Raw genomic sequence first — 13708 nt, forward strand, 5'->3', positions numbered from 1 at the left:
ATTTCTCCTGGATGGGATTATCTTTAGTTAACAACGGTGCACACCGCTGTCTACATATTCAAGTTAGGTGGCAAGTGCCTTAGTTACTTTAGCAAAATATGGTTTAGTAACATCAGCATCTATCACTACTACTTCAGTCATTGCCGACTTAACCTTTCCTAGGCTCCATGCAAACCAGCCTTGACCATTTTCTTCTTTAAGTTGGCTGACTTTCTGGGCTAGAAATCTCAGTACCTTTTTCATCACCAGATTCTGCATCATAAAATACATCCTGATCCTCAGAAAGACTCATTAAATAACTTTTAGCAGCATCAACATTTAAATGATCAGGTTGCTTAGGAACGTTATCAATATTTAAATAATCCAAACTATTAGCTCGTTGCTTTTGCTCACTGGAAAGAACCTCAAGATTTAAATAATCCAAACGAGTTAGTTCTTGCATGCTAGGTTTAGATCCATCTTCACGCTTAAACTGCTCTTCCGGACTAGAAACCTTAGTACCATAAATCCTACTGTACAAGCTGCTTCCAACGCTGTTAAGTGCTCCTCTTACAGATGCAATTGACGCATCATAAGTATTTTTCAAGCCACCTCCAATACCACTAAGTGTTCCTTTTGTAGACTCAGTTGATGGCACATAATTATCGTAAGCATATTTGCCAGAATACAAGACACCATTAACTGCTTCTTTTGCAAGCCAAACAGCGCTATTAACTGTTCCTTTTGCAAGCTGAACAGTGCCATCAGCAATTGCCACTTTTAATTTGTCTTCTTCTATCTTTTTATTTTTTTCAGCTAGTTGAGTTTTTTGCTCAGAACTTTTCTGCTTTTGAGTGCGTACTTGATCTTTTAACTTAGAATTTTCTTCCTCTTGAGCTTCTACTTTATTTTTTAACTTAGAATTTTCTTCCTCTTTAGCTTTTACTTCCGCTTCTTTTTTAGCTAGTTGAGTTTTTTGCCCAGAAATTGTTTGCTCTTGAGCTTTCATTTTATTTTTTAACTCAGAATTTGTTTTGTTCTCACTAATTGCTTTATACGAAAGTGCAATAGTTACAACAGAAAACACAGCATAACCAATAATAAATGGCAGGCCAACACTTAATGCTGCAACTGGAGCTAAGAAACCAATATAAGGAGCTGCAGCAAACACTCCCGATGCTAACAAAGTTGCAGTAGCCAGAGCACCAGCTATAAGATAGGGTACATTGTTTTTATTCATCATCTCACGTATTATAAAATATAATACCATTATAAAAGGATTTTTAAGAAGTTGTCAAGCTATCTTTACATAAAAAAATAATTGATAAACTTGGGAACAAGAAGATTGCTGCCAAGCTATGAACTATGCCTTTCCGTGTAATCTTTAAATGCACCTCTGTTAGAGTCAAAATATAGCTTCACACTGCCAATTGGTCCATTTCTCTGCTTTGCAATAATGAGCTCTGCAATGTTTCTAATTTTTTCCATTTTCTCTTGCCATTCCCGATGTTTATTGTTTCCTTCATTTGGCTGTTTTCTTAGTTCATAATACTCTTCTCTATAGAGAAACATTACTATATCTGCGTCTTGCTCTATGCTCCCTGAATCACGTAAATCAGAAAGTTGTGGTTTTTTATCATCCCTCTGCTCAACAGAACGAGAGAGCTGAGATAGTGCAACAATGGGAATATTTAGCTGCTTTGCAATTGCTTTCAAACCCTGCGTCACTTCCGAGATTTCTTGCACTCTATTTTCATTACTCCTTTTTGTTGTTCCTCTGATTAGCTGCAAATAATCAATGAATACCACTTCTACATTATATAATTGATACAGCAAGCGTATTCTGGTGCGAAGGGCACTAATTGATAGCGCAGGGGTGTCATCTATGATGAAAGGCAGTTCAGATAATTCTGTACTAGTATTGATAAATTCATGCAATTCAAAATCACTAATTCTCCCGGTTAATGCCTTATAATAACTAATTCCTGAATCTATAGTGATCAGCCTTGCAGTTAATTGCTCTGCTGACATTTCAAGCGAGAAAAACGCTACATAGTGTTGCTTATCTGCTCTTTTTTGCAACATCTTACAAGCATTAAGTGCGATGTTTAGCGCCAATGCTGTTTTACCCATAGAAGGCCTTGCAGCTAAAATTAATAAATCAGATTTTTGTAGACCACCAAGAAGCTGATTTAGATCTTGAAGTCCGGTTGTAACGCCTAGCGCTTCTGGATTATTTTTCAGTGTGCTGATCTTCTCAACTACATCTTTAATTGAACTTGCAAGTTTTATATATGTTTTCTCACCTTGTTTTTTTACTGCCAAATTGAACAATTTTGTCATTGCTTGTTCAATTTGCGCCTGTGCAGGATTTTCAATATCGTAGTTGTAGCTATCACCAACTATTTCTTGCCCGAGCTTAATTAAACATCTCCTTAAGTAAGTATCACGGATTATTCTAGTCAAACTATAAATATCAAGTGCAATACTTGCCTTCGCTGCAAGCTTTGCTAAGTACTCTACCCCACCACACTCGGTAAATGCTTGGTCGTTTTCAAAAAACATTTTAAGGCTCAGTTCATTGGCAACTATGCCATGTTTTCTGGTTTTAGATATTTGCGTAAAAATACTTTGATGCAGTGGATCATAGAAATTTTCTGCTGTAATTGTGTCTTCAACTGCATCACAGATTCTATTATCACGAATCATTGCACCAATAAGCATCTGTTCAGCTTCTAAATTATGCGGTAATTTACATATTTCCTTGTCTACACTTCTTGAACTGAGGAGATTGGCTAATTCATTCATTTTAAGTTTTGAGAGTAACTGTTGATTATTGTAGAATATTTAGTCCTCATTTGAAAGATGTAAAGGCAAAAAAATTTGACTAATTCCGTGTTGCCTATAGCATTAAAACTTAATGCCCCTGTGGTGGAATGGTAGACACGGCAGACTCAAAATCTGTTGCTTGCAAAAGCATGCTGGTTCAAGTCCGGCCAGGGGCACGTTAAATATTGGAAAGTATATATATGTTACATAAATTTTTTAATCGTTTATTTTCTATTTTTTCTTCTATAAATGTTATTCAAAAGGTAAAGAAAGATGAAAATGGGATATGTTATGTAACGGGCCTCAGGCGCTATATATCAGTATTGCTTGATTTAATTATTATCGTTTTGTTCTTGCAGTTTTGCAGCCAAGCCTTTAATCAGCTCTTTACAAACTCAGAGGATAGCAAAATATTCAGCCAAGTTGCTGCAAAATCCCCAATGCAAGTGCCACTTTCTATAGAAGAAAAGGCAATGCAGAGTAGACTTGTAAAATTAATGATTCTAAATCAAATAGTCCAGTTTATTATGCTCTTTTGCTATGTAATATATATGTGGGTAAAGTTTGCTACTACACCTGGAAAACTATTATTTGGGCTTAGAGTTGTGGATGCACAAACTTTCGAAAAGATGACCCTAAAACAAGCAACAAAGAGATTTTTTTCCTTTATATTGTCAGTTGCACCATTGTTCTTGGGCTTTTTATGGTCAAATTTCAACAAACGCTGTCAAACTTGGCACGATAAGATCGCAGGCACAGTGGTTGTCACGAGTAAAAGCCTTAGAAGGCAGAGCTAAAAACTACTTGACACCCTTCGCCAGCCCCTTTATCATGATAGTGAAGGTATTCAGTTATCTTCATCTGTGCAGATTAAACAGCAAGAAAACAACGTAGTTGGCGTCTTATTTTTAATTTTTTGCACTATGTGCACCTTATGTCTTCACAACATTTCTGGGTTTTTACCTATATAAGCTGAAACGCGCTTATAAGTCGTTTAAGACAGTATAGTACGCCAATTTGCAGGATTAGAGAGTGACAACTAGCTAACGCGGGGTTTCTTTTGCCTTTTTTTCTGCTTAGTAAATTTCTTAAACATTTAAACTAAGGTGAGTTGCATTCAAAAGCAGCTAAATTGCAGTGTTTAAGATTTAAAAAACGCCAAATACTGAAAATAGACAATGACTAGGGCTTCTTTTGCCTTTTTTTTCATTTGGTAAATTTCTTAATGTTTGTAGCTAAACGACAACCGTCATCCCTGTAAAGATCAAGTATCCCGCTACTTGTTAGCGGGACCTAGAGATACCGCGAATGAATCGCGGTATGACGGTTCACGGTGGCATGACGGTTAAGTAATTCGTCATCCCGCTACTTGTTAGCGGGATCTCTTGTTAGCGGATGAGATACCGCGAATGAATCGCGGTATGACGGTCTGCGGCGGTATGATGGTCTGCGGCGGTATGACGTAGAGCTCGCGTCAGCTACTTTCATGACACCATTTGCTGTCTTTAAAAATGAATGTTCTTACAATTGTGCGTCATGCGCTTTATTAAATATTTTACTTAAAAATCTAATTTCTTATCATACAAGAGATAAGCAATTCATTGATGATGAAAAATTACAAAAAGGGGCATAGAAAGCGCCTAAGAGAGAAAATTATTTTAGATAATGGACAATCATTACTTGATTATGAAGTTTTAGAGCACATTTTATATTCAGCATATAGTAGAATTGATGTAAAACCGGTGGCAAAGAGTTTGATAGAAAGTTTTGGCAGCTTAAATAAAGTTTTTAATGCTGACCTGGAAGCGCTGCAAAACGTTGATGATGTCAGCAATGCAGCGATATCTGCCATCTTTTGTGTAAAACAAGCCTTTGTTCGTTCTGCAAGAGAAGAAATAAAAAACCTGCCTGTAATCGATAACTGGGAAAAATTGCTTGATTATTTAAGAATAAGTATAGGAAGCCTCAATAAGGAAAATTTTCGTGTCATCTATATGAATAAAAAGTATCGTCTAATAGCGGAAGACTTGCAAAATATTGGTACAGTAGATCAAACTCCTCTTTATGTCAGAGAGATCATCAAGCGCGCACTTTTGATTGGTTCAACATCCATTGTAATATCTCACAATCATCCAAGCGGAGATACACAACCTTCAAATAGCGATATATCTCTCACTAGACAACTAGCAGAAGCTTGCCAAAGTATAGGAATAGAATTAATAGACCACATTATTATTACATTCAGTAGCTATTTTAGTTTCAAGGAAAATAGGTTGTTGTGAAAGCCTTTATAGCTACAGTAACTTAGATTTACCGACAATCGTCATTCCGCTACGTGTTAGCGGCTAAGAGATACCGCGAATGAATCGCGGTATGACGTAGATTGCTGTCATCCCGCTGCTTGTTAGCGGCTGAGATACCGCCGCGGTATAGTAACTCGTCATCCCGCTACGTGTTAGCGGGATCTATCCGCGGTGGTATGACGGTAAGTTTTATTGTGGTATGATGGTGTAGTATAATGTTGGTAAACCTCAGTTACTTTAGCTATAAACGATTAAGATGAAGTTATCATATATCTATATACTTACAAATAAAGCTAATAGCACATTATATATTGGTGTAACTGCAAATTTGATCAAGAGGATTTGGGAACACAAAAACAAAATTGTTTCAGGTTTTACATCAAGATATAATGTAAATAAACTTGTATATTTTGAAGAGTTTGAAGATATAAGTTTAGCTATTGCAAGAGAAAGGCGCCTGAAAGAATGGCCAAGGCAGTGGAAAATTAATTTGATCAATCAAAAGAATCCTAGCTGGATTGACTTATATTACTTAGCTTTAAGATAGCTATGCTGAGATCCCGCTACTTGTTAGCGGGATCTATCCGCAGCGGTATGACGTAGGACTGCTGTCATTCCGCTACGTGTTAGCGGCTGAGATACCGCGAATGAATCGCGGTATGACGGTCTGCGGCGGGATGACGGTTCGCGGTGGTATGACGTAGCAGCTATTTCTTGCAATCAAGTTTCGTTAAAAGTCAGATTGAATGGTTAAATCTTCCACCCAAATAACCACGCACTCTACTTGCTTGTTTGGATATATTTCTTGTACTAAGGTTTTATAGATTAACATCTGTTTTTTTATTTCATTTAATAAGGAAACAGAAACGTTACGGTGTGATTTGTAGTCAATTATGATTGCTTTATCTTGCGTTATGCATAGCCTATCTAGTCGTACTAATACTGACTTGCCATCAATTGTTCCACTCAGTGTAATCTCTGATTTGCCTTCCAAGTCAAACAAATAGCCATATTTTTCATTAAAGGCTAATATTTTACTGTAAATTTCATCCTTATCTTCGCTGATGTTATCAAGGTATTTTCTGACCCAATTTTTTCTCCTTTCTTTTTCTATCTTGGGCATATACTGCAATATGCTGTGAATAATCAGGCCTCTTGCATAACCATCTGTCATCCAAGTAGCTGACACTGGGATCCATTCTGCTCCTTCTTTTTCACTGGATTCCAGCGTCACGCGCTGGGATGACACCGAAGAGTGGGCTAAAGCTGGTGGAAGGGAAATGACCGGAACGTCAAAGTAATCACGTTTTTTATAAATGTAAGGGTAGTTTGCATTCACGCATAATACTTCAACTTTTTCTTTAAATATTGGCCGTAAACCCCTTTGTTTCTTTTCATATGGTTCTCCATACTTAGTGATTAGATCATACCAAGAGCCCTTTTGCACTGGCTCTTTACTTAAGATGTATAACTCATCTTCAGCACGCGTGAGTGCTACGTATAATAAACGCAAATATTCATTATAATCCTCTAGTTTTTTCTCTCTTTTTACTTGATCGCAATAAGCGTTGTTGTTTTTTCCACACCAAAATGGCACTTCTGTTCCATCAAAGATAATGCTTTCACTGTTTCTTGGCACTGTGTTTGTATCAACCAAAAATACTATGGGAGCTTGCAGACCTTTTGATTTGTGAATTGTCATTATTCGCACAGCATTGCGTTCTGATTGCATATCATTCTTAATCTCCGGATTATTCTCCTTGATCCATTGAACAAACGCTTGAAGAGATGGGTTTTCAAATTGCAACACGAGGTTCATAAATTCGTCTAGGACCTCAAAGCACTCAAGACCTAGCCTTGCAGCAAATTTCTTCTTACCTGTACGCAATATATGTGTAAATAGTGCAAGAGGAGACTCTATGCGAGATAAGTTAATGAGATAGTTTAATTCACTATAGATAACCACAGAATAATCCTGAATTCTTTCCCATAGTGAATGCTCTTTACGGTCGTATGCAATGTTAAATAAATCATCCTCGGTAAAATTAAATAGCGGTGATTTTAAAGCATTTGCAAGAGCTAAATCATTTGCCTGGAGGAGTAAAAATTCGGCCAAAGCTATTAAGTCCTGCACGGCTATATAGTCCATAATTCTAAAATAATCCCGGCCTACAACTGGCACATTTGCTTTTTTAAGTTCGCTTATTATGTAATCAACTAACACGTTTCGTTGTCGCACCAAAATCATAATGTCTCTTGGCTCTATATGGCGATCTTTAGCGACTAAAATTCGCCCTTCATTTAACCAATTGTGAATTCTGTTAGCTATTGTTTGAGCAAGTAATCGATCTGCTATTGTATAACCTTCCTTGCATGTCAGAGGAATTTGTAAAGCTCGCTGTTCTTTCTCTTTGCGCCTTGGTAACGCTGGCCAAATTTCAATATATCCTTGGTCATTTTCTCTATGTGGAACATGTTTTATTTCATTATCATTAAAAGATATTTCTGCGCGGAAGTTATTAAATATTCTATCTACAAGCATCAAAACTTCTGGAGTTGAGCGAAATGACTTTTCAAGTTGGCATGATATCCAATCTCTACCACCAGTTTTCGTATGAAAGTATTGTTGCATATAGTTGAATAGATGGGGATTTGCTCCTTGAAATCTGTATATGGATTGTTTTACGTCACCAACAACAAATAAGGTTCGCTTTTCATCATTACCGGCAAAAAATTCATCGCAGAGATTTGTTATAATTTTCCACTGGCTGATGCTATTGTCTTGTGCCTCGTCAATAAGGATGTGATCTATTTTTTGATCCAAGTTAAACAATATCCAATCTTTATAGTTTGGATTGCTAAGAAGATTTGTTGCTAAGTTGATTATATCATTGTAGTCAAGCAGTGCATTTTTTGATTTTTCACTATTATACAAATCAACATATACTTTAAATACACCAAGTAAGCTACTGGTTCTCTTGAATATTTGATAAGAGTTCATGTCTCTTATATGGGTAAATACTACATTCTGAACGCTCTCTATTATTTGCTCTGCATCTTTGAATTTCTCCAAAATACTTTTTGTTGCAATGGATGATATGCTCTTTTTTTCGTGCGATTCTGATTTTAAAAAGACCTTGGCTAGGTTTTCTACTTTAGTGTCATTCCAGCGCGTGACGCTGGTTCTTTTCTTCTGGATCCCAGCTGGGATGACAGTAGAATAAAGTATTTCACTATAACTCTGATCTCTTTTACTGCCTTCACTTAATATCTCGGCTAGTCTTTCCACGTGCTCAATTGTTTCACTCTGTAAGTCATGAATTTCATCTGGGGCGCTCAATTTATCTTTGATATATTTCGAATCATTTGCTGACGCTGATCTTTTTACACATAAAGTATAAAGCAAATCGCGTAGTTTATTTTCATCAATTTCAGTTGCAATAAGGTTGATATCATCCTGCACAGTTTCGTTATGAAGCACTTTATTGAATATGATGGAATGTAATTCTTTACATTCACTCAGCGTGCAATTTGGAGCAATGCCAGCTTCTATAGGAAAGCTGGAGATTAATTTGTAACAGAAAGCGTGTATGGTTTGTATAGTTAGACCAAGATTTTCCAGTTCAGAGAAAAGCCTTCTTGCTCTTGTTAAATAATCTTTATTTTTTCTGGATCCCAGTGTCACGCACTGGGATGACATTGGAAAGAAATCTAGTTGTTCTAGATCTGCTGCCAACACACTATCTGAACATATTGCCCACTTACTGAGTATGCTGTGAATGCGATTCTCCATTTCGTTTGCTGCAGCATTGGTGAATGTTAAGCAAAGAATATTTCTTTTGTTTTCTAATAAAAGTCTCAATACTCTGTCTATTAAGATTTTTGTTTTGCCTGTACCAGCGGACGCATTTACCCACACAGAGAAATTAGGATTTATGGCATTTGATCTCATCAGAAGTGCGAGAACCTTATAAAAGTTGACTAGAATAGCATTATACATATAATGTAAAAATAGTGTTAGTGAAGATATATAATGAAAAGTTTTTGTGTAAAGGCGCCTGCAAAAATCAATCTTTTTTTGCATGTTGTAGACAAAAAAGAAACAGGGTATCACTTGATTGAAGGTTTATTTGTCTTTGCTAATCTCTCTAATTTTTTGGAAATAAAAGTAGGTGAGAAGGATTCTAGATACGATAACTCTACAGTTGAATTTATAAACTCCGAGTCTAGAATAAATAACCAGTATAACACTGTAATGAAAGCGGTTAATCTGCTGCTTAGGCATGCTCCTGTACGCACTAAAGTCACTGTAAAGGTTGTAAAAAACATACCAATTGCTGCAGGACTTGGTAGCGGATCCTCAGATGCTGGAGCTGTGGTACGTACGCTAGGGAAGCTGTGGGAGATTGATAGGACGATTTTAAATGAAATAGCCTTAAACGTTGGTGCTGATGTTCCCGCAAGCGTAGATAGCAAGCCAGTTTTTGTTAGAGGTATTGGCGAAGAATTATGCCACATTAAAAAATTCTCTTTACCTACAAATGTGGTGCTTGTGAAACCGAAAAAAAGGTTTTTGAGTACACCAGAGGTATTTTCCAAACATGAAGGAAAATTTTCTGAGCCAATTAAATGGAGCGATGACGCTGAAAAGGATTTGTTGAAGTTTCTTAAAGAGACGAGAAACGATCTTCAAGAAATAGCAATAAGCTTTGTACCTGAAATTAAGGATGTGATATCAACACTTGAGTCACAAGAAGGCTCTATACTTTCTCGCATGTCAGGCAGTGGTGTATCATGTTTTGGAATATTCGATAGTGAGGAAAATGCAAAAGCTGCTGCAGTTAATATCGGAAAAAAGCAACCAGAATGGTGGGTATGTGACACTCAATTAATAGTTTGACTTATGCCCTTAATTTCCGAGAATAAAAATCTTATAAATGGTTACAGGGAAGGAAAATTTTTGGTGAATAATAGAGAATATTGCGGCTCAATTATAATTTTTCCTGAAAAGGTGATAAAATTGAAAGAAAGTGATATAAACAGCAAGGAGTATTTTGAATCTTTTTTAACAGAGGAAATAGAAATTTTGTTAATAGGTACTGGTAAAACACGCAATATACTAAGTTCTTCAGTGAAGTCCTATCTTATGGAACAAAAAGGTTTAAATTTTGAATTTATGACAACAGGTTCTGCATGCAGAACCCATAATATTCTGATATCCGAAGATAGATTTGTTGTCAGTTATCTAATAGCCATATAGCATGCTTACCCAGGACTTTTTCATCAATAGTCTAGTTGCAGTAGTTGTAATTAGCCTAGTAACAGGCGCTTTAGGATCGTTTATGATATGGCAAAGGTTATCTTATCTTGGTGATAGTTTGTCCCATTCTTCGTTGCTTGGTGTTGCACTTGCTTTAATCTTTAAGATTAGCCCATCGCTTAGCATAATGCTCATTGCAATTACATTTGCTATACTACTTTCTCTTAATTTTAACAGATTATATTCTGCTGATACGATATTGAACATTGTTACCAATGTAGTTTTATCATCGAGTTTAATACTTATGTCTTTTCTTCCATCTGGCAATAATAGTATTATTAGCTCACTGTTTGGTGATATATTAACGCTCGATCAAAGTGATATAGTATTGATTTTTTTAACCTCTGCAGTAGTTACTTTGATATTAATATTTAGATGGCGTTATTGGTTAATGATTTCAATTAATCAAGATTTAGCAGTAGTTGAAAAAATTAATGTTACCTTTGTTAGACTAGAATTTTTAATCACTCTTGCTATATTTATAGCAATTGCTGCCCAACTAATAGGAATATTACTCATTGCTGCATTTTTGCTAATACCAGCAGCATCTGCAAGGCTCATTTCGAAAACTCCAATGCAGATGATTATTGTTGCAACAGTTTTTTCTGTGATCTCTGGGATATCAGGTCTCATGTTATCTGCAAGTTTTGATTTGTTAACTGGACCTGCAATTATACTTGTTGCAGCGGTATATTTAATTATCGCTTATTTTATAAGGCTAGTATTAAGCAGGTTGGCTTAATTTTGATCTCGAATGTTAATAATTTTGTAATATACTCATTATAAAACATCACTATCTTAGCACAAAATAGTTTTTGCTATACTATTATTTATATGCTAATGATAAGTTGTTAATTTTATGGAGTAAGCAATATGAGCGAAGAAGGATTTTTTTCCAAATATATATCTCAACCTGTGAAAAAATTTTATAATTATATTACAGGAAAAACAGAAGAGTCAGATGATGTAGCAGGTGATGTGCATAATATTGCACAAGGAGACTCAGAGTCTTTGGATACTCATGTACAGTCAAATGAGAATGATATCATATAGATAGCATGAGGGTCACACCATCCAAAGTTAAAAAATTCCTAGAGAAACCTGATGCTTTACGTGGTGTGTTAATTCATGGAAGTGATAACAGTAGGGTTGATTTTTATGTACAAGAAATAATTGCTAATTTGGGTGAGTATTCAGTTCAGGTGATGGATTTTGCAATAGTGCATAAGTCACCCAGTTTACTGTTTTCTGAATTGGCAAACGTTTCGATGTTTACCAGCAAAAAATTAATTAAGCTGATAAATGTGAGTGGAGGTATATCCAAGGAGTTAAAAAATGTATTGGATTATAACGCAAGTGGTCATTATGTAATGATGGTAGCAAATGATCTTCCATATAATTCTGCGACTAAAAGTTATATGGAGAGTTCAAAAATTTTTGGTGTGATTGCTTGCTATAAGGACAGCAACAGCAATCTTTATGACATTATATCAAGTTACTTAAAACAAAATGATATAAAATGCACAAATGAGATAATCTACCATTTGCAATCTTACTTTAATCATAGCAAGCTGCCTATATGTTCAGAACTTGAGAAGTTAGTTTTATACTTAGGGGAGAGAAAAGACCTAAAACTTACTGATATAGAATTATGCTTTTCAACTTCCGGCAACGACTATGCTACACTTGATGATCTATGCTCTGCCATAGCAAGTAAAGATATGTCGCGTTTCATTAGAATTTCTGATGCATTGATATCGCAAGAAAATTTTTCACCGATAGCACTAATTCGCATTATATCAAATTATTTCCTACGCCTTGAAAACGTTTTGCTGTCAGTGCAAGGTGGAATGAGTGAGCAGGCTGCGATTGATCAGCTAAGCCCTCCATTGTTTTTTAAACAATTGCAGAGTTTTAAATCTCATTTGAAAAGTTTGCAACTTTCAGAACTTAAGAAGATCTTGGAAAAATTGATAAGCTTAGAAGTTACCTGTAAAAAAACTGATTTAGATCATAAAATGATTTTTCAACATGCACTGACGGGTAGCTGACTACTCGGATCCAGCCTTTCTTATAATTTCATCAAAATGTTGTATTTTAACATAAAATAGCTGCTTTTATGCCTACCAAAATTCATTCTTTAGTGTGTGTCTCACAAGTATTCTTTGCTAATAGGATATTTTCGAATATAATTGAATATAACTAGATAAAAATACAGATATGTTTGACATTTCAAAAATTGTAATAACACCTAAAATGTTAAAATTAGTTGCTGAAATTGATGAATTTAAAGGAGCATGGCAATTGTTTGGTAATTTAGCTCCAGAACGTTTACAAATGCTCAAGAAAATTGCAACAATTGAAAGTATTGGTTCTTCTACTCGTATTGAAGGGGCAAGATTATCAGACCGTGAAGTTGAGCAATTACTATCCAAACTTGATACACGTTCATTTCGTTCTCTAGATGAACGAGAAATAGCCGGATATGCGTATGTGTGTGAAGAAGTATTTCAAAACTTTAACAAGATGCCATTTACAGAAAACACTATAAAACAGTTTCACATCTGGCTTTTACAATTTTCATATAAAGATCAAAGGCACATGGGAGAATATAAAAAATTCCCCAATCATGTTGAAGCGTTTGATGAATCTGGAAAAAGCTTGGGCATAGTTTTTGAAACAGCCTCTCCATTTGAGACAGCAACACAAATGCAAGAACTTATTTATTGGACTAGCCAGCAATTAGAGGTGAAATCGTTACACCCTCTATTAATTATTGGCATTTTTATAGTTACTTTTTTAGCTATTCATCCCTTCCAGGATGGAAATGGCAGATTATCACGCATTCTCACAACTTTCTTGTTACTAAAGTTAGGGTATATCTATGTACCTTACAGTTCCCTTGAAAGTATAATTGAAAGTAATAAGGAGAGTTACTACTTAGCTTTGCGTCGTACTCAACAATCCTTGAAGACGAGCAGCTATGATTTTAATCCATGGCTTATATTCTTTTTAAGGTCACTACAAAAGCAAAAATTTCATCTTGAACAAAAGGTGTCACATGAAAAAGTGTTAAATCTCTATTTACCACCACTTTCTGCTAAAGTATTAGCACTACTCAGCAAACATGGACGTCTTACAATTAAGGATTTGGAAAATATTACTAAAGCAAACTGCAATACCTTAAAGAAGCACGTATCTAATCTCGTAAAGAGTAATCACATCACTCAGCATGGAAAAGGCAAAGCAACCTGGTATGTAATATAGAGCTCAATAG

12 protein-coding genes and 1 tRNA gene are annotated in these 13708 nt (G+C 35.6%); 10 read left to right on the forward strand and 3 right to left on the reverse strand.

Translation table 11 applies throughout. The features are described 5' to 3' along the window. Positions 1-196: 196 nt before the first annotated feature. Positions 197-1222, reverse strand: coding sequence for a hypothetical protein (locus tag ABWU74_RS05955; protein ID WP_353289279.1), 1026 nt, complete (start codon positions 1220-1222; stop codon positions 197-199). 113 nt (positions 1223-1335) lie between these two features. Further along, positions 1336-2787, reverse strand: a complete 1452-nt coding sequence (locus ABWU74_RS05960) for a replicative DNA helicase (RefSeq protein ID WP_353289280.1) — start codon at positions 2785-2787, stop codon at positions 1336-1338. Between the two features lie 114 nt (positions 2788-2901). Here ABWU74_RS05960 and ABWU74_RS05965 point away from each other — a divergent pair. From ABWU74_RS05965 to ABWU74_RS05980, 4 genes are all read left to right on the forward strand, one after another. Then, positions 2902-2984: transfer RNA gene (locus ABWU74_RS05965), tRNA-Leu, on the forward strand. A gap of 24 nt (positions 2985-3008) precedes the next feature. Then, positions 3009-3605, forward strand: a complete 597-nt coding sequence (locus ABWU74_RS05970; RefSeq protein ID WP_190321214.1) for an RDD family protein — start codon at positions 3009-3011, stop codon at positions 3603-3605. Positions 3606-4415: 810 nt separating this feature from the next. Then, positions 4416-5090 (forward strand): RadC family protein, encoded by a 675-nt coding sequence (gene radC / locus ABWU74_RS05975; protein WP_010962534.1) that lies wholly within the window; start codon positions 4416-4418, stop codon positions 5088-5090. 277 nt (positions 5091-5367) lie between these two features. Continuing rightward, on the forward strand, positions 5368-5658 hold the full coding sequence (locus ABWU74_RS05980; RefSeq protein WP_010082530.1) for a GIY-YIG nuclease family protein: 291 nt from the start codon (positions 5368-5370) through the stop codon (positions 5656-5658). A gap of 183 nt (positions 5659-5841) precedes the next feature. Here ABWU74_RS05980 and ABWU74_RS05985 read toward each other — a convergent pair whose 3' ends face one another. Then, positions 5842-9063, reverse strand: a complete 3222-nt coding sequence (locus ABWU74_RS05985; RefSeq protein WP_353289281.1) for a UvrD-helicase domain-containing protein — start codon at positions 9061-9063, stop codon at positions 5842-5844. 81 nt (positions 9064-9144) lie between these two features. On the opposite strand from ABWU74_RS05985, the gene ABWU74_RS05990 reads away from it, so the two are divergent. From ABWU74_RS05990 to ABWU74_RS06015, 6 genes are all read left to right on the forward strand, one after another. After that, on the forward strand, positions 9145-10011 hold the full coding sequence (locus ABWU74_RS05990) for a 4-(cytidine 5'-diphospho)-2-C-methyl-D-erythritol kinase (protein ID WP_209472850.1): 867 nt from the start codon (positions 9145-9147) through the stop codon (positions 10009-10011). Positions 10012-10014: 3 nt separating this feature from the next. Next, the gene (locus ABWU74_RS05995; RefSeq protein WP_209472851.1) at positions 10015-10371 is read left to right on the forward strand and encodes an Mth938-like domain-containing protein; all 357 of its coding nucleotides are present in this window, start codon (positions 10015-10017) and stop codon (positions 10369-10371) included. Position 10372: 1 nt separating this feature from the next. After that, the gene (locus tag ABWU74_RS06000; protein WP_010962536.1) at positions 10373-11173 is read left to right on the forward strand and encodes a metal ABC transporter permease; all 801 of its coding nucleotides are present in this window, start codon (positions 10373-10375) and stop codon (positions 11171-11173) included. Between the two features lie 131 nt (positions 11174-11304). Continuing rightward, on the forward strand, positions 11305-11484 hold the full coding sequence (locus ABWU74_RS06005) for a hypothetical protein (protein ID WP_010082539.1): 180 nt from the start codon (positions 11305-11307) through the stop codon (positions 11482-11484). A 5-nt stretch (positions 11485-11489) separates the two neighbouring features. Beyond that, entirely contained in the window at positions 11490-12482 is a 993-nt protein-coding gene (holA, locus tag ABWU74_RS06010; RefSeq protein ID WP_265042721.1) for a DNA polymerase III subunit delta, read from the forward strand. Between the two features lie 169 nt (positions 12483-12651). Beyond that, complete coding sequence (locus ABWU74_RS06015; RefSeq protein WP_353289282.1) at positions 12652-13698, forward strand: Fic family protein; 1047 nt, start codon at positions 12652-12654, stop codon at positions 13696-13698. Positions 13699-13708: the final 10 nt, after the last annotated feature.

It is taken from the genome of Wolbachia endosymbiont (group A) of Paraperithous gnathaulax, from assembly GCF_964028485.1.
In the GTDB taxonomy this organism is placed as follows: domain Bacteria; phylum Pseudomonadota; class Alphaproteobacteria; order Rickettsiales; family Anaplasmataceae; genus Wolbachia; species Wolbachia pipientis.